The organism is Nocardioides sp. ChNu-153 (genome assembly GCF_030466625.1).
In the GTDB taxonomy this organism is placed as follows: Bacteria; Actinomycetota; Actinomycetes; order Propionibacteriales; family Nocardioidaceae; genus Nocardioides.
Window position 1 is genome coordinate 26557 of record NZ_JADEVT010000001.1, and the last position, 17961, is coordinate 44517.

Genomic DNA, 17961 nt, shown 5'->3' on the forward strand with positions numbered 1-17961 from the left:
TCCTCGCCGGCATGGCCGACGACTTCGACGTCACGTACCGCCCCGACGAGTCCGCGCGCAGCCGGGCGGTCGCCGTGCTCGTCGCCGTCCTGGGGCTGGTGGCGCTCGTGCTCGCCCTGGTGCGTCTCGTCGACGGCGCGGAGGTCGACGGCCCCGACGCCGTCAGCACGGAGACGTTCACCGTCGCCTGCGCGTCCGTGCTGGCCGGCCCCGCGGAGCCGGCCGACGACGAGACCGACGACGGGCCGGACGGTGGCGGACGGCTCGGCGAGGACGGTGAGCCGGTGGTCGAGGACGACCCCGGCCTGGGCGGCGCCGACGGCGTCGGCCCGGCCCGCGACGCGTGCGACCGGGCGCGGACGCAGCGCCTGGGCCAGGCGGGCGTGCTCGCCGTCGCGGGCCTGCTCGCCCTCGCCGGCGCGGGCGTCCTGCGGGCGCGCGCCGACGCGGACTGAGCCACGGCGGGCCTGCGGCGGTGACGGGGAGCGGTCTGCGCCGCGTGCTCCTCAGGCGCAGCGGGCGATGACCGTGCCCGTGCGCCGGGGCTCCTCGCCGGTGTCGACGTCCAGGTCGACACCGGACTGGAACAGCAGGATCAGGTCGGAGCCGCCGAACTGGAAGAACCCGAACTCCTCGCCCTTGGTGACGAGGCGGCCCTCCGTGGTGGTGAGGTTGACCAACGCCACGTGCGACATGCCCACGGGCACGATCGCCACCAGGCCGACGTCGCCGTCGGGGGAGTCGGCGGTGTCGAGCACGACGACCCCGCGGGTCTGGCTGAACTCGTAGCCCGTCTCGGCGTCGTCGAGAGACAGCAGCTCGCCGTCGGTCAGCTCGACCTGCGCGTAGACCCGGCCGGGCACGACGTACGACTCGAGCACCCGCCCCGACACGGGGAGGTGGTAGCGGTGGTAGGCCGGGGGCGGCAGCACGTAGTGCACGAACGTCCCGCCCGCGAAGGCGTCGGCGTACGCGCTGCCCTCCAGCAGCTGGCGCAGGTTGCCGTAGGTGTGGGTCTGCTTGACCCGGGTCGCCGGGATCGCGGAGTCGTCGCCGACCGCGTAGGTGGCCACGTAGCTGCAGTCGCCGGGGCAGGTGACGACGCGGTTGTCGCCCGGACCGGCGAGCGGGCGCAGGCCGGGGTTGAGCTCGCGCGCGAAGAACTGGTTGAACGTCAGCCAGCCGCTGGGGGAGTTGGGCCGGCCGTCGGGCATGAGGGAGTCCTCGACGGCGTACTCCTCACCGTTCTCGCGGAAGGAGCCGAGAACCTCGTCGGAGAACGACTCGGGGGTGTCGAGGAACGCGCCCCACTCCCGGGCGAAGCGCGTCATCCAGTCGCGGAACGCCGCGTGGCTGCCGCCGACGGTGTCGCTGTCGTCGTCGTCCGCCGGCTGGTCGAGGAGCCAGTAGAAGTGCGCGAGCCGGTGCGCGACCTCCTTGGAGTACTGCTCGTGGGGGGCTCCCACCGCCCAGACGGGGTCGCCGCCGTGCCGGGGGATCCAGCGCACGAACCCGCGCAGGTAGGCGTCGTACGACGCGAGGTCCACCGGTTAGTCGAGCGCGGCGAACAGGTCCGGCCGCAGGCCCTCCTCACCGCGCTCGCGGGCTCGGGCGAGCGAGGCCAGCAGGCGCTCGGTGAGCGCCTCGTCCTCGGCGAGCAGGGCGCGCAGGGCGTCGACGACGTCGTCGGGGTGGGGCACGACCGATCGGTACCCAGCTGCGGGGCGTCCGCTCAGAACGAGGCCTGCGGGTCGAGCCCGGTCCGCAGGCGCCACGCGGTCAGCGCGAGCGTCAGACCCGCCCGGTGCTCGGGGTCGTCGAGGCTCACGCCGAGCAGGCGCTCGACGCGCTCGAGGCGGGCGTAGAGCGACTGCCGGCGGATGCCGAGGGCCTGCGCGGTCGCCGCCTTCGACAAGGCGTGGCGCAGGTAGGCGTCGAGGGTGCGGAGGAGGGCCGAGCCGTGGGACCGGTCGGCGTCGACGAGCGGGCCGAGCTGCTCGGCGACGAAGGCCGCGACCTCGTCGGCGCTGGTCACCGACGCGAGGAGTCGCTGCACGCCGAGGTCGCGCGCGAGCACGGCGCCGCCCGGGCTGCCGTGGCGGCGGGCGAGCCGCAGGAGGTCGCGGGCCTCCTCGAGGCGGGGCGCGAGGGTCGTCAGGTCGCCGGTCGGCGAGGTCACGGCGAGCAGGACGGCGCTGGGGCACCCCAGGTGCCGGCCCACCGCGTCGGCGACGTCGGCCAGGTGGCGCCGCGTCGTCCGCGCGTCCCACGACGGCGGCAGCCGGGTGACGCTCACGACGTGGGTGCCCACGACGCCGGCCACCGCGGGCGCGGGTGGCGCGTGCTCGCGCAGCGCCGCCAGCAGGTCGGTGGGGGCGACGTCGGGCCCGGCGTCCAGCGCGGTGGTCGCCACCAGGTCGCCGGCGGCGACCCGCAGCCCGGCGTGCGCCAGGCGCGAGGCCACGTCGCCGGCCGAGACGAGCACGCCCGCGTGGAGGTCGCTGATCATGGCCTGCTCGGCCGAGGAGTGCTGCCCGGGGTCGGGGTGGCGGGCCAGCTCGAGCGCCACCGCGACGGCCGCCTGCGCCGCGACCCGGCGGGTCAGCGGGGTCGCCGGGGCGAGCAGCACGAGCGTCGCCCGGGCGCCGCGCCGCCCGAGCACCGGCGCGGTCGTGCGGTCGTCGGGGGAGCGCACCGTGCGGATCCGGCTGCGCTCGACCAGCCGCCCGCCCATGTCGTGCACCTCGGCCTGGCAGCCGGCGGCGCGCGCCACCTCGTCGAGCAGTGCCCGCAGCCCCGCGGCCGAGAGCACGAGGTCGACGAAGCGCCGGGGGATGGCGTCCCCGCCGCCGTCGGGGTCGGAGCGGCGCCGCAGCACCAGCTCGTGGAAGTCCTCGACGTGCCGCTCGAAGGGCACGACCGCGCCGAAGGCGAGCAGCACGAGCCCCCGCTCCCGCGCGCGGCGCACGAGCGGCTCGGGGACGTCGAGGAACGACCGGCCCAGCTCGAGGCCGAGAGCGACGCACCCGGCGTCGGCGAGCTGGTCGACGTACGTCGCGAGCTGGGCGTCGGTGCGTCCGTGCAGCCCGAGGCCGGTGGTGAGCAGCACCTCGCCGCCCTCGAGCAGGGCGCCCATCTCGTAGACCTCCGAGGAGTGGACCCACCGCACCTCGGCGCCCGCCACCTCGCCCGCGAGGACGGTGGGCCGGGCCGCCCGGAAGGCCGGCAGGGCCAGCACGTCGGCCAGGGGGACCACCGCCACGCACCTCCCGCTCGACGTCCGGTCTCCGTTCGGGAGACGATGTGTCCACCCGACCGGCCGTCAGCGCGGACAGCCTGTCCCTTGGGCGTCGCGTGCCATCCCACCAGCATGTGACCCGTACCACAAGGGCGAGCCGCCCTACCCGACCGAGAGGTGAGCACCGTGCGAGACCAGGACCGACAGTTCCTCGACCAGGCCGTCGAGCAGGCCAGGATCGGCTGGGAGGAGGGCGGCGTCCCCATCGGGGCCGCCCTCGTGCACGGGGGCGAGCTGCTCGCCGTCGGCCGCAACCGCCGCGTGCAGCTGGGCAGCGCCATCCGCCACGGCGAGACCGACTGCCTGGAGAACGCGGGCCGGCTGCCGGCCCGCACCTACCGGGAGAGCACGCTCTACACGACCCTCTCGCCCTGCTACATGTGCGCCGGCACGATCGTGCTCTACGGCATCCCGCGCGTCGTCGTCGGCGAGAACGAGAGCTTCCAGGCGTCGGAGGAGTGGCTGCGCTCGCACGGCGTCGAGGTCGACGTCGTCGACGACGCCGAGTGTCGCGCCCTCATGGAGAAGATGATGGCCGAGCGGCCGGAGATCTGGGCCGAGGACATCGGGGAGGAGGCGTGAGCACCGAGGCGGTGCGCGCCGGCGGCCCGGCGGGGGCGGGCGGCCCCGGTGGCGGGCCCGGCGACGGGCCCCGCGGAGCCGAGGGCGCGGTCGTCGACCACGACTACCCGGTCACCCCGGTCCCGGCCCACGCCCGGAAGTCGCTGTTCTCGCTGGCCGTCGTGCTGCTGGGCTTCACGGTCTTCACGCCCACGATGCTGGCGGGCGCGGAGCTCGGCAACGCGTTCCCGCTGGCCGACCTGCTCTGGGTGATCCTGCTCGGCTCGCTCATCCTCGGCGCCTACGTGGCGGTGCTCGGCTGGATCGGCGCGCGCACGGGCCTGACGACGGTGGTGATGGCGCGCTACACGCTCGGCACCTCGGGCTCGCGCTTCGCCTCGCTGCTGCTGGGCGGCACGCAGATCGGCTGGTACGGCGTCATCATCGGAACGATCGGCGCCCTCACCGCCCAGGCGTTCGGGTGGGAGTCCTACGCCGCCGAGGCGGCCGTCATGATCGCGGCCAGCGTGCTGATGTGCGTCACGGCCTGCTACGGCTACCGCGGGATGTACTGGGTCTCGCTCATCTCGACCCCGCTCATCCTCGTGCTGGCCGTCTGGGTCGTGCACCGCTCGCTGCAGGAGGTCGGCGGCTGGTCCGGGCTCGCCGACGTCGACCCCGACGGCTCCATGACGCTGGCCGTCGCGGTGACGACCGTGGTCGGCACGTTCGTGTCCGCCGGCACGCAGACCCCGAACTGGACCCGCTTCGCCCGCCACGGGTGGCACGCCGTCCTCGCCTGCTGCATCGGCTTCCTCGTCGGCAACGGGCTGATGATCTTCTTCGGCGCCGTCGGCGCCATGACCTTCGGCGAGGGCGACTTCGTGCTGGTGCTCTACCAGCTGGGCCTCGTCGGCTGGGGCCTGTTCCTGCTCTTCGGCAACCTGTGGAAGTCGAACGCGGACACGGCGTACGCCTTCGGCGTCGCGGGCGCCGCCATGTTCGATAAGCCGAGCAAGATCCCGTTCGTCGTCGGCGGCTCGGTCATCGGCACGGTGCTGGCCCTCGCGGGCATGCACGAGCACCTCGTCGACTACCTGGTGCTGCTCGGCATCTTCGTGCCGCCGCTGGGCGGCGTCATCATCGGGGACTACCTCGCCCGCTGGCGCCGGGGCATGCCCGAGGGGGCGCGGCTGCCGTCGTACGACGTGCCCGTCCTCGCCTGCTACGTGGTCGCGAGCGCCCTGGCGTGGGGCTCGGACCACCTCGAGATCGGCATCCCGCCGCTCGTCGGCATCCTCGTGGCCGCCGCCCTCGCGTACGTCGTGGGTCGGGTCCGCCCCGGCACCGCGGTCGGCGCGGGGGAGACCTCGGTGACCTCGGCGCGCTGAGCCCGACCGGCACCACACGGCGACGGCCCCGCCCCCACGAGGGGACGGGGCCGTCGTGCCGTGCGGGTCAGATCCAGCGCGCGCCGATCTCGTCGTGCAGCTGCTGGGTCTTGCGGACCTTCAGCACCCCGTCCTCGACCCGGGCCTCGAGGCCGACCTCCGTGGCGATCGCGATGATCGCGTCCCGCTCCTCGGGGTGGTCGTCGGCGTCGCCGCCGTCCCACAGATCCAGCCACTGGTCGGTCGGGTCGTCGCTGCCCACGTCGGCCCACACCCGGCAGATCCGGTCGAGCTCGTCCTGCGTCATCGGGCGGGTGGGGGTGGCGTACATCGGCGGCTCTCCTGGGTCGTGGGGTAGGTCGTGGGCTGGATCCGGGTGGGGCGTGACCGCTCCGGACGTCCCCCGCCGCCGGGCGGGGCAAACCCCGGGTCAGGAGCGCCGGCCCACCGTGGCGAGCAGTCCGCCGAGGCCGATGAGGGCGACGCCCGAGACGCGGTCGACCACCAGCCGGGAGCGCCGCGCCCCGAGCGCCGAGCGCAGCCGCTGCACCCCGGCGACGAAGACGGCCCACCACACGAGGCCGAGCGCGACGTCGAGGGTGCCCAGCAGCAGCACCTGCGGGGCGACCGCGGACGACGTCGACAGGAACTGGGGCAGCACGGCGACGAAGAACAGCGCCGCCTTGGGGTTCAGGACGTTGGCGACGAACGACTGGCGCCACACGGCGAGCGAGGACGTGGCGGGGGTCGGGCCGCCGTCCGCCTGCGCCTCGGCGAGCCGGTGGCGGAAGGAGTCGCGCAGGGCGCGGGCGCCCAGGAAGACGAGGTACGCCGCGCCCACCAGCTTCAGCACGAGGAACGCCTCCGCGCTGGCCAGCAGCACGGCGGCCACGCCGACGGCCGCCGCGGTCATGTGCACCACCAGGCCCGACTGCACCCCGAGGGCGGCGACGAGCCCGGCCCGTCGCGAGGTGGCCGCGTGGCGCATCACCACGAACCAGTCCGGACCCGGCGTCACGTAGGCCACCGTGGCGACGAGGAGGAAGGCGCCGATCGTCCCGAGATCCATCACCCCACCCTCGCGCCGCCGACGGGAACGGACAAGGGGGGTACGACGAACGGGCGGGCGCCGCGGGTCGCGACGCCCGCCCGTCGGCGGAGCGGGTTCCGGGCCCTGACACCGGGCCCCGGGGCCTCAGCGCAGGGTGACGAGGCGGACCGGGGAGCCGGCCGAGTTACCGAGGCGGTTGGCGGCGTACACGCGGAAGTAGTGGTTCCCGCGGCCCAGGCCCCGGAAGGTCAGCTCGCGCGTGGAGGCCGGGACGGCGACGTAGGTGTTGCCGTGCTGCACGACGTACCCGGTCACGGGGAAGCCGCCGTCGGTGCGGGGCGGGGTCCAGCCGACGGTGACGTCGGCGCCGCGCACCCGGACGCCCGGGAGGGCCGGGGCGGCCGGCGGGCGGACGACGTTCGTGGTCACGACCGGGCTGCCGGCCGAGTTCCCCTTGCGGTTCGCGGCGTAGACGCGGAACGCGTGCGTGCCCGCAGCCTGGCCGCGCATCGTGACGCGCCCGAGGTCACCGGGGACGGTGAACCAGCGGGAGCCGCCGACGCCGGTCTGGTGCACGACGTACTCGGTCACGGGGCTGCCGCCGTCGGCCACGCGGCCCCAGGTCAGGGTGACGTCGCCGGTCGTCGTGGAGCGCACCACGGGCGTGGTCGGGGTCGCGGGGCGCGTCGCCGCCGGGCTGCCGTCGCAGACGGTGGTGCTGCCGACGTGGTACTCGAGGGAGTCACCGAAGTGGTCGTCCTCCTCGATCGAGAACTCCGACCAGTAGACCTCGATGCCCTCCTCGCCGACGCCGGAGAAGTCGAACGTGACCGGGGCGTCGCCCATCCACTCGTCGAACCAGTCGGGGTCGATCGGCTCGTAGTCGGTGATCTCGACGCCGTCGAGCGACATGGCGCCGTCGGCGTCGCGGTAGAAGACGTGCCCCAGCTGCAGGAAGCGGTCGTGCGGCGGCACGAAGGTCAGCTCGCAGCCGGCGACGCCGACCCGGGAGGTCTGCGTGCCCTCGCCGACGCCGCACTCGAACGTGTCGACGGAGTCGATCGCGGGCTCGCTGTCGTCGTCGGGGTGCTGGGCGAGGAACTCGACCGAGGTCCAGGCGCTGGTGACGGTGAACGCCCCGCCCGGCTGCAGGAGGACGGTCTCGAAGTAGTCCTCGTACTCCCACTCGCCGTCGACCTCGACGGTCTCACCGCTCCCGGCCTCGCGGGCCAGCTGGGTGTCGGAGGCCGCGAGACGCTCGCGCATCTGCTGCGGCACGGCGAGGGCGATGAGCAGGCCGCCCTCGGCGTAGGCCAGCTCGACCGGGTAGTCCCGCTCGTTGCGGATGTCGACGGCGCACCCGTCGCTCACCACCGTGAGCAGGTCGGTGCCCTGCTGGGTCGTGAAGTGGTCCGACGCGCGGCCGGTCCCGGAGTCGTACTCCTCCCACCCGTGCGGGGCCAGCGCGTAGCCGCGGGTCGGGGCCGCGGTGATGAGCAGCTGCCGATACCCCTGCTCGTCCGCCGCCGGCACGTCGACCTCGCCGGTGAGGGTGCGGCCACGCTCGTCGAGGTACCGCACGCCCTCCACGGTCGGGATGAGCAGGGTGTCGAAGTCGACGTACGACGGCCGCGGCGGCACGACCGCGGTGGCGGCCCCCGCGGCGGGCGCGATCGCGGTCGTCGCGGCCACGCCGGTGGCGAGCGTCGCGGTCAGCGAGACGGACAGGGCGGCGACGCGCGTCAGCGCGTGCCGAGGACGAGTGGTCACGAGTGGTCCCCCGGTGTCGGTGGTGCCGCGCCCCCCGGCGCGCGAGCGAAGTAAAGCGCCCCGCGGGCCCCGGTGTCGCGGCGACGACCGGTCCGGCCGCAGGCGGTCCAGACCAGGGGGCGGGATCCGCGCGTCGGGGGAACCGTCGGGCGCTCCCGCGGCGTCCGGGATGGTCGTCGGGTCCGCTGGCGCGGCTACCTCGACCACCGACTCCCGGTGGTCGAGGTGGGTCGGTCTGGCAACCCCTCGACACCCGACGACCACCGTCCCCGATGGTTGAGGTGGGTTGGTCTGGCAACCCCTCGAAACCAGACGACCACCGTCCCCGGTGGTTGAGGTGGGTTGCTCTGGCAACCCCTCGAAACCACGCGGTCATCGGCGGGTGGGGTGGTTTCGAGGGCCGCTGGCGCGGCCACCTCGACCACCGTCCCCGGTGGTTGAGGTGGGTTGCTCTGGCAACCCCTCGAAACCACAGGGCCATCGGCGGGCGGGGTGGTTTCGAGGGCCGCTGGCGCGGCCACCTCAACCACCGGTACGGGCCGCTGGCGCGGCCACCTCGACCACCGCTCTAGGCCGCTGGCGCGGCCACCTCGACCACCGGTACGGGCCGCCGTACCCCTCAGGCGTGGTGCACGTGCCGGCCGGTGACCTGGTGCGGCTGGATGCGCAGCGTCCACGACCTCGGACCGCCGGGCCACGGCACGAGTCGGTGCAACGCCTCGGCGGCCAGCAGCTGCTCGTCGTCGACGAGGCCGCTGGTGCCCCGCACCACGACGCTCCAGCCGTCGCGCGCGAGCTGCGCGTGGTGGTCGGCCTCGAAGACGACCTCGCCGTCGTGGTCGGCCAGGGCGGCCAGGGCGCTCTCGGGGGAGGTGCGCAGGAAGATCGCGCCCTCCACGACGCGGTAGTTGACCGGCAGCAGCACGATCCCGTCGGGGCCGAGGAACGCGACCCGTCCGACGGTCGTGGTCGCGAGGAGCTCGTAACACCGCTCGGTGCTCAGCTCCTGCGACGTGCCCTCCGCGGCGGACCTGTCGGTCGTGCCCGGGTCCGTGCTGCGCTGGTCCGTCGAGTCCATGCCTGCTCCTCCCGTCACGGGCGGCGGCGGACCGCCCTCGTCAGGCTAGCGCCGGGGGCGGTAGCGCCCGGCGGGTCAGCAGGGTCCGGGGTCGCTGCGGGTGCACGCCCGCGGGTCGGGGGCGATGCGGTCGAGCGCGCGGACCAGCTGCTGCAGGTCGAATCCGTCGACCTGCTCGATCAGGTGGTGCCGCACGCTCGCGAGGTGGGCCGGCCACGCCTGGCGCAGCCGCTCCAGCCCGGCGTCCGTCAGCACCGCGGTGGCGCCGCGCCCGTCGTCGGTGGCACGGCGCCGCTCCACCCAGCCCTCGCGCTCGAGCCGCTGCACGACCCGGGTCATCCCGCTCAGCGACAGGTTGGCCGCCAGGGCCAGGTCGCCCATGCGCAGCGTCCGACCGTCGGCCTCCGACAGGTGCATCAGGGTGAAGTAGTCGGTCAGCGCCAGCCCCTCCTCCCGCACGAGATCGGCGTCGAACGAGCGGGTGACGACCGCCGAGGCGCGCGCGAAGGCCCGCATGAAGGCCTCCTCGTCCGGCGAGAGCGGGACGGGGTGCTCCTCCGCGCGGTCGCCCGTGGGGTCGCCGGGATGGTCCGTGGTCACCAAGACAGGTTACTTGACTCTGCAATGATCCACGAGTGCCGCCGCGACGGCGCGTGCGTCGCGTCGTACCGACGGGGTCCCGCCCCCGTCGCCCCCGTCGCCCCCGTCGCCCTCGTGGGCCGTGTCGCGCAGCCGCATCGCGAGCTCCCCGGACACCACCAGCAGCAGGGCCTCTGCCAGCGCGTCGGCCCCCGCCTCGCCGACGACCGGTACGGCGAGCCGCCGCAGCGTCGCGCGCAGTGTGGTCGTGTCCCGCGCGACGGCGACGGCCAGTGGCGGGGGAGGGTCGACGTACTCCGCCGCGGTGCCGAGGAACGCGCACCAGCGCGCGGCGCCCGGCCGGGTGCGGAAGGTGTCGAGCGCGTCGAAGACCGCGAGCAGCCGGTCGGTGTCGGTCGTCGCGGCGGCGACGGCGGCCTCCCAGGTGGCGACCCACTCGTCGTGACGACGCTCCAGGGCCGCGGCGAGCAGGCCGTCCTTGCTGCCGTAGGCGCGGTAGAGGGTCGCGGGGGACACCCCGGCGAGCGCGAGCACCTCGTCGACGGGCGTGGCCGCGATGCCGCGGGTGAAGAGGAGGTGCTCGGCCGCGTCGAGGAGCTTCTTCTCGGTGCTCGCGCGGGTGGCCACGCCCTCCACCCTAGACTCGGGAGAATGAAACGCACGTTATCGTTTGTCGAGCCCCGTCCGATGGCCCTCGTCGTGACCGGGACGTGCCTCGTGGCGGCGACCTACGGTCTCGTGCGGCTGGCCTACGGGCTGTTCCTCCCCGACGTCGCGGCCTCGCTCGACCTCGACCCGCGGCTCGCCGGCTGGACCTCGTCGGCGGCGTCGCTGTCCTACTGCGTCGGCGCGCTCCTCGGGCTGGGGGCCGACCGGGCACCCCGGCTCGTCGTCGTCGGCGCGCTCGCGACGGGCGCGGTGGGCTCGGCCGGCATGGCGCTGGCCCCCGACCGCGCCTGGTTCGCGGCGCTGGCGGTCCTCGGGTCCGCCGGCGCCGGCCTCGCCTCGCCGGGGCTCGTCGGCCTCGTCGACCGGGTCGTCCCGGCCGAGGGCCGCGCGCGGGCCCAGGCGGTGGTCAACTCCGGCACCGGGCCGGGGCTCGTCGCGGCCGGCCTGCTCGCGCTGCTGCTCCTGCCGGACTGGCGCCTCGGCTTCGCCGTCAGCGCCGGGCTGACGCTGCTGGCCGGCGCGGGCGTGCTGCTCGCGGCCGGCCGCGGCGCGGCGTACGGGGTGGGGGCCGACCGGCCCGAGCGCCGTGGGCAGGCGGAGGGTCGGGGTCGAGCAGGACGGGGTCTCGTGGTCGCGCTGGCCGCCCCGGCGGCGGGCGCGCTCGGCCTGGGAGCGGCGTCGGCCGCGGTGTGGACCTACGGACGCACGCTGCTCGTCGACGAGGGCGCGGGGCCGACCGGCTCGACGGTGGGCTGGATCGCCGTCGGGGTCGGGGGCGCGGCCACCGTCCTCACCGCCGGCGTCCTCGGCGCCCTCCGGCCACAGGTCGCGTGGCGCGCGACGGTGCTGGCCGTCGCGCTCGTGCTGCTCGTGCTGGGGGTCGCCGCCGGGAGGCTGCCGCTCGCGGTGGCGGCCTGCGCCGTCTTCGGCTGGGGGTTCGTGGCGGCGACGTCCGCGCTCATCGCGTGGGCCGCCGAGGTGCGCCCGGAGCGGGCGGCGGCGGGCACCGCGCTGCTCTTCGTCACCCTCGTGCTCGGTCAGGCCGTCGGGTCGGCCGTGGTCGGCGAGATCGGCGCACGCACCGACCTCGCCGTCGGCTTCCGCGTGGCGGCCGGTACGGCGGCACTCGCCGCAGCGGCCGGGTTGCGCGGGCGCCGGGCCAGGGGTTGACCCGCGCCCGCGCGGCGGCTCACGCCGGGAGGTCGTCCTCGTCGACGACGTGGACCGCGGCCTCCTCGGCCCCGGCGGCGGCGCCGTCGATGCCGACGTCGCTCGCGACGAGGTCCTTCTCGGTGTCGGTGCGCACGCCCTCGTCGGGGGCCACGAGGCGCCCGGACCGGGGGTCGCCGACCTCGCGGGTCTCCGTGCCCTGCGCGGCCTGGTCCTCCGCCGTCGGCTCCTCGCTCACCAGCGTGGCCAGGTCGCCCGCCGCGTCGGCCCGCTCGGCCTCCTCGTACGGGTCCGGCTCGGGCTCCTCCTGCTCGAGGCGCTGGTCGAGCGACTCGCCCAGGCTCTCCTCGAGCGGGGTGTTGCCGTAGCGCTGGCCGGCCGACCACTTCTCGGGCGGCGAGTAGCCCTCGTCCAGCGGGTCGACGAGCCCGCGGTCGTCGTCGACCAGGCTGTCCCCCGTGCTCTGCGGCTGCGTCTCGTCGTCGACGCTGTAGCCGTGGTAGTTCTCGTCGTCGGTCGTGTCACCGGACACGTCGACGCCGGGGTCGGTGCCGATCTCGCTCGCCACGCCGTCCTGGCTCATGGTTCCTCCGTCTCGCTCGGGTCCGTGCCGGTACCCCGCGGGGGAGCGGGCAGCGGAGCGGGGCCGTGTGACGGACACCCCGAGGACGGAGGATCGCCGGCGTGAGCCCCTCGTCACCCGTGCCCGGCCGCGTGCCCGGCCGCGCGCCCGGTCGTCGCTGGTCCACCCGGGTGGGCCTCCTGCTGGTCGCGCTCGGGCTCGGCGTCCTCGCCCACCTGGCCTGGCAGCTGTGGGGGACGAACGTCGTCGCGGAGCGCCGCCACGACGAGGCGGTCACCGCTCTCGAGCGCGCCTGGGACGACGGCCGTGACTCCGCACGCGTCGACGCCGGGGAGGTCACGGCGGTCGTGCGCGTGCCGCGCTTCGGCGAGGAGTACGCCGTACCCGTGCTGGAGGGCACCAGCGACACCGCGCTGGCCTCGGGTCTCGGGCACTTCGCCGGCTCGGCGGCGCCCGGGGAGGTCGGGAACGTCGCCCTCGCCGGGCACCGGGTGACGCACGGCGAGCCGCTGCGCCGCATGGCCGAGCTGCAGGTGGGCGACCTCGTCGTCGTCGAGACCCGCGCCGCCACCCACACCTACCGGCTGACGACCGGCGGCGACGACCTCGAGGTGTCGTTCACCGACACCTGGGTCGTCGACCCGCGCCCCGTCGACCCGTCGGGGGACGGACCCCGGCCGGTCGCGGCGCCGGGCGCCCGGCTGCTCACGCTGACGACCTGCGCCGAACTGTTCCACACCGACCGGCGGCTCGTGGCGTTCGCCGAGCTCGTCGAGACCGTCGAGCGCTGAGGGCGCCCGGTGCCCCCGGCACCGTTCCCCACCCGGGTTCACCCCCGGCGCACAACCCGGTGCCTGTCGTCCCACCCCGCGCGGGTGAGGGTCCACCCCGAGGATGCCGAACAATGGCGAGATGGCTGGACGACGCTCGACCGACGGTGACGACCCGACTCCCATCCGGGGGGTGCGCCTGGGCGAGCAGGACGGGCGGCGCAGCTCGACGCGGTACGGCGCGGCCGTCGTCGCCGACTCGCTGCGCGGCACCGACCCCGCCCTCGCCGACGAGGTGGCCGCGGGCGGCGACTGGCGACGGGAGTACGCCGGGCACCTCGCCCGCTCCACGGCGCTCGCGGCGAGCGCCGACACTGCGGTGCGCATCGCCCGCGACGGGCTGGCCGCGGCGCACGCGCGGGCCGTCCTCGTCGACGACGCGGGCGTCGAGGCCCCACTCGACGCGTGGCGGCGGACGGCCGACGTCGCCGCGGCCCCGGCGCTCGGCACGACGACCGTCGAGGGGACGGGCGAGCGACTCGGGCGCGTCGAGGTGCCCTACCGCGGCGCGGTGCTGAGCGGCGCCGTCCTGCTGCGCCAGCTCGACACGTGGGTCGCCGACGGCGTCGTCGAGCCCGGGTTCGCAGCGGCGATCGCGCGGGTCGAGGCCCACCCGGAGTGGCTGCGGCTGCCCGACCACCAGGTCGTGCTGCTCGGGGCCGGCGCCGCGATGGGTCCGCTGCCGTCGCTGGTGCGGTGGGGCGCCGACGTGGTCGCCGTCGACGTGCCCACGCCCCGCGTGTGGGAACGCATCGCGGGCCTGGCGCGGGCGGGCGCCGGGCGGGTCACCGCGCCGGTCCGGGAGCCGGACGACGCGGGGGCCGCGGTCGTTCCCGGCGTCCACGTCGCCCAGGACCTCGCCGCCCTGCGCCGCTGGCTGGCCGAGCGCCACGCCGGCGGCCCGGCGCCGGTGCTCGGGACCCACCTGTACGCCGACGGCACGGCCCACGTCGAGCTGACGCTGGCCGCCGACGTGCTCGCCCAGGACGTCGCGACCACGACGGAGGGCGTGCTCGCCTACCTCAACACCCCCACCGACAGCTTCCTCGTGCCCGAGGAGGTCGTCGCCGCCGCCCGCGAGCGGGCCGGTGACCGGGCGTGGAACGGCCTCGTGCACCGCACCGCCCACCGGGCGAGCGGCGACCGGCTGTTCCGCCCGGGCTACGCCACGACGTACGCCGACGAGCAGGGCGGGCGCTGGGGCCTCGTCGACACCCTCGTCGACGTGCAGGGCCCGAACTACGCCCTGGCGAAGCGGATGCAGCGCTGGCGCGGCGTCGTCAACGTCGCCGACGGGCGGCCCACCTCGAGCACGGTCGCGCCCGCCTCGTGGACCCGCTCGGTGACGAAGAACCGCGTGCTCGCGTCCGTGTACGCCGGCGCGCACCGCTTCGGCGTCGAGATCTTCCAGCCCGAGACGGCCGCGGCGCTGATGGCGGCGAAGCTGGTCGCCGACGTCCACGACGGGCCGGACGGCTCCGCCCACCCCGAGGCGCTCTTCAGCAGCACCGCGGTGCACGGCGGCCTGTGGCGCCAGCCGTTCGAGCCGCGCTCCGCGCTGGGGGTGGCCGCGCTCGTCGGCGGGCCGGGGACGCTCGCGCGGGCGCTGCCGGTGCCCCGCCGTACCGGCGCGCGGGGCTGACGCCCCGCCGGGTCAGAGGTGGGCGCCGAGGAACGCCAGCTGGGCGGGCGCCGTGCGGCGCCAGTAGCCGACGTCGTGGTCGCCCCGCTCGAACGCACCGGCCGGGCGCTGCGCGAAGCCGTCGACGTAGTCCTCGGTCGCCGCGCAGAAGGGGTCGCCCAGCCCGCAGTCCACGCGCGTCGGGATGTCGGCGAGCCGGGACTGGCGGCCCATCACGGTGACGGCCTCGAGGTCGGCCTCGTCGTCGAACGCCCCGGGGGCGGTGTCGCGGTGGTCGTGCCACAGCGCGGGGCTCATGACCGCGACGGCCCGCACCCGCTCCGGGCCCAGGAGCCCCGCGAGGTGCAGCGCCCCGAAGCCGCCCATCGACCACCCGCACTCCCGGCCCCGCCGCGCCCGGGAGACGAGCACCCCGCTGTCCACCGGGCCCCGGCGGCCTCCAGCACGGTGCCGTCGGCGCCGTCGAGGCCCGGGTGGCGGTAGAGCGTCGCGCGACCGGGCAGCACGCCCTCCACGACGCCGACCCCTCCGGCGGCCGCCGCCAGGGCCCCGGCTCCGGCGCCGAGCAGCACGCCGCGGCGCGTCACGCCCCGCACGCCGGGCCCGCCTCGAGGTGGAGTCGCGCCTGGCGCAGCGCGTTGGTCAGACGGGTTCGGGCCTCCGCGCGGTGGTAGCCGTTGCGGGGCGAGGGGTGCGGTACGGCGAGCACCGGCAGGAGGCGGGGCAGGGGGCCCGGGCCGGCGTTTTCCTCGGTGCCGAGGGTGAGGTGGCGCATGACGCCGGTGAGGGCCGGCGTACCGACCGTGACGACGACGGCGAGGTCCGGGCAGGCAGCGAGGACGGCGCGCAGCGCCGGGCGGGCGGCGTCGAGGTCGGCGGTGGTCGGGGCACGGCGGCGCCCGTCGGCGTCGTGCAGGGGCCACGGCACGACGTTCCAGCGCAGGTAGTGCGAGCGCTCCAGGCCGGCCTCGACGCGGGCGGCCCGCAGCACGGCGCTCGTCGGGTCGGTGTTGTCCTCCGAGCTGAAGCCCAGGTCGCCCGCGGCCACGGTGCGCGGCCCGGGGGACTCCATCAGCACCAGGACCCTGGCAGCCGTGCCGGCACCGGCGGGGTCGAACCAGGGGACGAAGCGGCCGTCCGAGCGCCACCCGCGGGCGAGCGCGTTGAGGGCGGCCACGTGCGGGGCGTCGACCCGGCGCAGCTTGTCCTCCACCCGCGCATCCTCACACCCCCGGGCGGACGGGCCGCGGTGGCGCCCCGGTCGGTCCCTAGCGCGCCGAGCGCCAGAGCACGGAGCCGTCCGGGGCGCGCACGAGGGCGGCCGGCGCGCCCTCGAGGTCGATCTCGACGTCGAGGTGGTCGTCGGCGGAGGTGCGCGACGTGGCCCGGTAGGCGTACCGCGTGTTGTCGAGCCGCAGCGACCGGGTGGTCGCGTCCACGAGCCAGGGGTGCCGCCGGCGCAGCGCGACCAGCGCCTGGTGCGCCCGGAACACGGGCTCGCCGAGCGGGCTCAGGTCGGCCGGCGAGGCGGGGAACGCCGGCCGCACGGCGTCGTCGCCGCCCAGGCGCTCTTCCTTCGTGCCCGTGAAGCCGTGCTCGTCCCCGGCGTACACCGACGGGATGCCACCGACGGTCATCAGCACCGCGAGCGCCACGACCGCGCCCTCGGCGCCCAAGGTGGTCGCGATGCGGGTGACGTCGTGGTTACCCACGAAGGTCTGCGGCACGAAGGAGCGCAGGAACTCCGCGTGCCGCCCCAGCGCGTGGTCCAGCTCGTGGAGGTTGCGGTCGAGGATGCTCGACCAGATCGCCTTCCACAGCTCGTACTGCGTCACCGAGTCGACGCCCGACGCGGCGACGAAGGCCGGGTAGTCGCCGTGGATGACCTCGCCCAGGAACCACGCCTCGGGGTGCTCGGCACGCACCCGGGGCAGCACCGCGGCCCAGAAGGCGGGGTCGACCGAGTACGCCGCGTCGAGCCGCCACCCGTCGACGCCCCGGCGCAGCCAGTGGCCCATCACGTCCACGACGAGGTCCGCCGTCGCCGGGTCGGAGTGGTCGAGGCGCACCAGGGCGTCGTGGCCCTCGAACACCCGCGGGCGGGGACCGCCGGGTGCGCCGCGGTCGAGGTCGACGACGCGGGCCGCGTCGCCGTCCGGGTCGGCCAGGGCCTGCGCGACCAGCGGGTGCTCCCGCCCGACGTGGCTGAAGACCCCGTCGAGCAGCACGCGGATGCCGCGGCGCCGGCACTCCGCGAGCAGCAGGTCGAGGTCGGCGTCGTCACCGAGGCGCGGGTCGACGCGGAAGTGGTCGACCGTGTCGTAGCCGTGGGTCTCGGACGCGAACACCGGGCCCAGCAGCAGCCCCGAGGCGCCGAGCTCGATGACGTGGTCGAGCCACGGCAGCAGGGTCCGCAGGCGCGGGCCGGGCGACGGGTCCGGCTCCCGGATCGGCGCGCCGCTGAAGCCGAGGGGATAGACGTGCCACCAGATCACGTGCCGCTGCCAGTCCATCGGTGACGCCTTCCCTCGGTGGGCCCTCGGTGGGCACGGACCCGCCGAGTCTGTCCGTGCGGGCCAAGCGGGCTCGCTACCCTCGCGGCTGTGTCGACCCCGCTCAGCCCGGCCACCGTCAAGGTGGTGCCCGACGGCCCCCACCCACCCCGGGTGGGCGGGCGATGAGGGTGATGGGCGCGGACCGGGTGGAGCCCCCGGTCGACGGTCCCGCCGTACCCCGGCCCGGCCGGGCCCTGTGCTGGGACGCCACGGTCGAGGTCGTCGAGCCCGCGGGGGTACGGCGGCGCCCGGGCGTCGTGGTCGTCCACCACGACGACACGGGCCGGCTGCGGATCCACCGGCTCGCCGCGGACCCCGAGGCGTGGGGCCGTCCGGGTGACCGCTACTCCCTCGTGCTCGTCTCCCGGGCGGGCGACCTGCAGGAGGCGCGGGAGGTGGCGCTGCCGCACGGGTGGGTGCGCGTCGGGACCGAGTTGACCGCGGTGGCCGCCGAGCCGGTCCCCACCCCCGGCGCCTTCCTCGTCGAGCTCTACGCCCACGCACCCGCCTGACGCGGTCCGCGTGACCGGCACCACGCGCGGTGCCCGGAACACGCGCCCGGGGCGCCTCGTTGTGCAGGTCGCGTCGGTCCGAGTTCATGCCCCCGGGCCTCACCCCTTGCCGCTACGAGCGGCCTTTCGCCGAGAGGCGGCTGACGGGCCGGCGAGCACGACCACGCGGCCACCCGCCGGGTAAGCCCCGGCCGGGTGGCCGCGTGCGTGAGGGGGGGTGGAGGTGGGTCCCCTGGGTACCGGGGGCACCG

General features: G+C 76.0%; 20 protein-coding genes. 7 read left to right on the plus strand and 13 right to left on the minus strand.

The features are described from left to right. The first annotated feature begins 11 nt into the window (after positions 1-11). Complete coding sequence (locus tag INN71_RS00140; RefSeq protein WP_277497477.1) at positions 12-455, plus strand: hypothetical protein; 444 nt, start codon at positions 12-14, stop codon at positions 453-455. A gap of 51 nt (positions 456-506) precedes the next feature. On the opposite strand, the gene INN71_RS00145 is transcribed toward INN71_RS00140, so the two are convergent. From INN71_RS00145 to INN71_RS00155, 3 genes are read right to left on the minus strand one after another with little or no spacing between them, the layout of a single operon-like run. Beyond that, a complete protein-coding gene (locus tag INN71_RS00145; RefSeq protein WP_277497476.1) occupies positions 507-1547 on the minus strand; it encodes a phosphatidylserine decarboxylase in 1041 nt (346 codons plus the stop codon). 3 nt (positions 1548-1550) lie between these two features. Further along, the gene (locus tag INN71_RS00150) at positions 1551-1700 is read right to left on the minus strand and encodes a hypothetical protein (protein WP_277497475.1); all 150 of its coding nucleotides are present in this window, start codon (positions 1698-1700) and stop codon (positions 1551-1553) included. A gap of 32 nt (positions 1701-1732) precedes the next feature. Continuing rightward, positions 1733-3256, minus strand: coding sequence for a PucR family transcriptional regulator (locus INN71_RS00155; RefSeq protein WP_277497474.1), 1524 nt, complete (start codon positions 3254-3256; stop codon positions 1733-1735). A 159-nt stretch (positions 3257-3415) separates the two neighbouring features. On the opposite strand from INN71_RS00155, the gene INN71_RS00160 reads away from it, so the two are divergent. After that, complete coding sequence (locus INN71_RS00160) at positions 3416-3880, plus strand: nucleoside deaminase (RefSeq protein WP_277497473.1); 465 nt, start codon at positions 3416-3418, stop codon at positions 3878-3880. Further along, positions 3877-5250, plus strand: coding sequence for a cytosine permease (gene codB / locus INN71_RS00165; protein WP_277497472.1), 1374 nt, complete (start codon positions 3877-3879; stop codon positions 5248-5250). Before INN71_RS00160 ends, codB begins: the two co-directional genes overlap by 4 nt. A gap of 67 nt (positions 5251-5317) precedes the next feature. Here the strand turns inward: codB and INN71_RS00170 are convergent, their stop codons facing one another. From INN71_RS00170 to INN71_RS00195, 6 genes are all read right to left on the minus strand, one after another. Further along, on the minus strand, positions 5318-5581 hold the full coding sequence (locus INN71_RS00170) for a hypothetical protein (protein WP_277497471.1): 264 nt from the start codon (positions 5579-5581) through the stop codon (positions 5318-5320). Between the two features lie 99 nt (positions 5582-5680). Then, positions 5681-6319, minus strand: coding sequence for a LysE family translocator (locus tag INN71_RS00175; protein ID WP_277497470.1), 639 nt, complete (start codon positions 6317-6319; stop codon positions 5681-5683). A 126-nt stretch (positions 6320-6445) separates the two neighbouring features. Beyond that, positions 6446-8071 (minus strand): fibronectin type III domain-containing protein, encoded by a 1626-nt coding sequence (locus tag INN71_RS00180; RefSeq protein ID WP_277497469.1) that lies wholly within the window; start codon positions 8069-8071, stop codon positions 6446-6448. Between the two features lie 619 nt (positions 8072-8690). Continuing rightward, entirely contained in the window at positions 8691-9149 is a 459-nt protein-coding gene (locus INN71_RS00185; RefSeq protein ID WP_277497468.1) for a pyridoxamine 5'-phosphate oxidase family protein, read from the minus strand. Between the two features lie 75 nt (positions 9150-9224). Then, positions 9225-9749: a MarR family winged helix-turn-helix transcriptional regulator gene (locus tag INN71_RS00190; RefSeq protein ID WP_277497467.1), complete on the minus strand. Its 525-nt coding sequence runs from the start codon at positions 9747-9749 to the stop codon at positions 9225-9227. 9 nt (positions 9750-9758) lie between these two features. Next, complete coding sequence (locus INN71_RS00195; protein ID WP_277497466.1) at positions 9759-10376, minus strand: TetR/AcrR family transcriptional regulator; 618 nt, start codon at positions 10374-10376, stop codon at positions 9759-9761. A gap of 24 nt (positions 10377-10400) precedes the next feature. Between INN71_RS00195 and INN71_RS00200 the strand changes: the two genes are divergently transcribed. After that, the gene (locus INN71_RS00200) at positions 10401-11588 is read left to right on the plus strand and encodes an MFS transporter (protein WP_277497465.1); all 1188 of its coding nucleotides are present in this window, start codon (positions 10401-10403) and stop codon (positions 11586-11588) included. A gap of 19 nt (positions 11589-11607) precedes the next feature. Here the strand turns inward: INN71_RS00200 and INN71_RS00205 are convergent, their stop codons facing one another. Then, positions 11608-12171 carry a DUF5709 domain-containing protein gene (locus tag INN71_RS00205; RefSeq protein WP_277497464.1) on the minus strand — a complete coding sequence of 188 codons (564 nt, stop codon included), beginning with the start codon at positions 12169-12171 and terminating at the stop codon, positions 11608-11610. Between the two features lie 101 nt (positions 12172-12272). Between INN71_RS00205 and INN71_RS00210 the strand changes: the two genes are divergently transcribed. After that, on the plus strand, positions 12273-12962 hold the full coding sequence (locus INN71_RS00210; RefSeq protein WP_277497463.1) for a class E sortase: 690 nt from the start codon (positions 12273-12275) through the stop codon (positions 12960-12962). Between the two features lie 121 nt (positions 12963-13083). After that, on the plus strand, positions 13084-14643 hold the full coding sequence (locus tag INN71_RS00215; RefSeq protein ID WP_277497462.1) for a hypothetical protein: 1560 nt from the start codon (positions 13084-13086) through the stop codon (positions 14641-14643). Positions 14644-14655: 12 nt separating this feature from the next. Here the strand turns inward: INN71_RS00215 and INN71_RS00220 are convergent, their stop codons facing one another. The 3 genes from INN71_RS00220 to INN71_RS00230 all read right to left on the minus strand — a co-directional run bounded on the left by INN71_RS00220 (position 14656) and on the right by INN71_RS00230 (position 17156). Next, positions 14656-15054, minus strand: coding sequence for an alpha/beta hydrolase-fold protein (locus INN71_RS00220; RefSeq protein ID WP_277497461.1), 399 nt, complete (start codon positions 15052-15054; stop codon positions 14656-14658). Positions 15055-15226: 172 nt separating this feature from the next. Continuing rightward, the gene (locus INN71_RS00225) at positions 15227-15856 is read right to left on the minus strand and encodes a uracil-DNA glycosylase (RefSeq protein ID WP_277497460.1); all 630 of its coding nucleotides are present in this window, start codon (positions 15854-15856) and stop codon (positions 15227-15229) included. Positions 15857-15911: 55 nt separating this feature from the next. After that, positions 15912-17156: an alpha-amylase family protein gene (locus INN71_RS00230; protein ID WP_277497459.1), complete on the minus strand. Its 1245-nt coding sequence runs from the start codon at positions 17154-17156 to the stop codon at positions 15912-15914. A gap of 173 nt (positions 17157-17329) precedes the next feature. On the opposite strand from INN71_RS00230, the gene INN71_RS00235 reads away from it, so the two are divergent. Next, a complete protein-coding gene (locus INN71_RS00235; protein WP_301799172.1) occupies positions 17330-17710 on the plus strand; it encodes a hypothetical protein in 381 nt (126 codons plus the stop codon). Positions 17711-17961: the final 251 nt, after the last annotated feature.

Coding starts and splice junctions, on each gene's coding strand:
- INN71_RS00140 (WP_277497477.1), top strand. CDS start 12: ATGGCCGACGACTTCGACGTCACGTACCGCCCCGACGAGTCCGCGCGC.
- INN71_RS00170 (WP_277497471.1), bottom strand. CDS start 5,581: ATGTACGCCACCCCCACCCGCCCGATGACGCAGGACGAGCTCGACCGG.
- INN71_RS00175 (WP_277497470.1), bottom strand. CDS start 6,319: ATGGATCTCGGGACGATCGGCGCCTTCCTCCTCGTCGCCACGGTGGCC.
- INN71_RS00185 (WP_277497468.1), bottom strand. CDS start 9,149: ATGGACTCGACGGACCAGCGCAGCACGGACCCGGGCACGACCGACAGG.
- INN71_RS00200 (WP_277497465.1), top strand. CDS start 10,401: ATGAAACGCACGTTATCGTTTGTCGAGCCCCGTCCGATGGCCCTCGTC.
- INN71_RS00205 (WP_277497464.1), bottom strand. CDS start 12,171: ATGAGCCAGGACGGCGTGGCGAGCGAGATCGGCACCGACCCCGGCGTC.
- INN71_RS00215 (WP_277497462.1), top strand. CDS start 13,084: ATGGCTGGACGACGCTCGACCGACGGTGACGACCCGACTCCCATCCGG.
- INN71_RS00230 (WP_277497459.1), bottom strand. CDS start 17,156: ATGGACTGGCAGCGGCACGTGATCTGGTGGCACGTCTATCCCCTCGGC.
- INN71_RS00235 (WP_301799172.1), top strand. CDS start 17,330: ATGGGCGCGGACCGGGTGGAGCCCCCGGTCGACGGTCCCGCCGTACCC.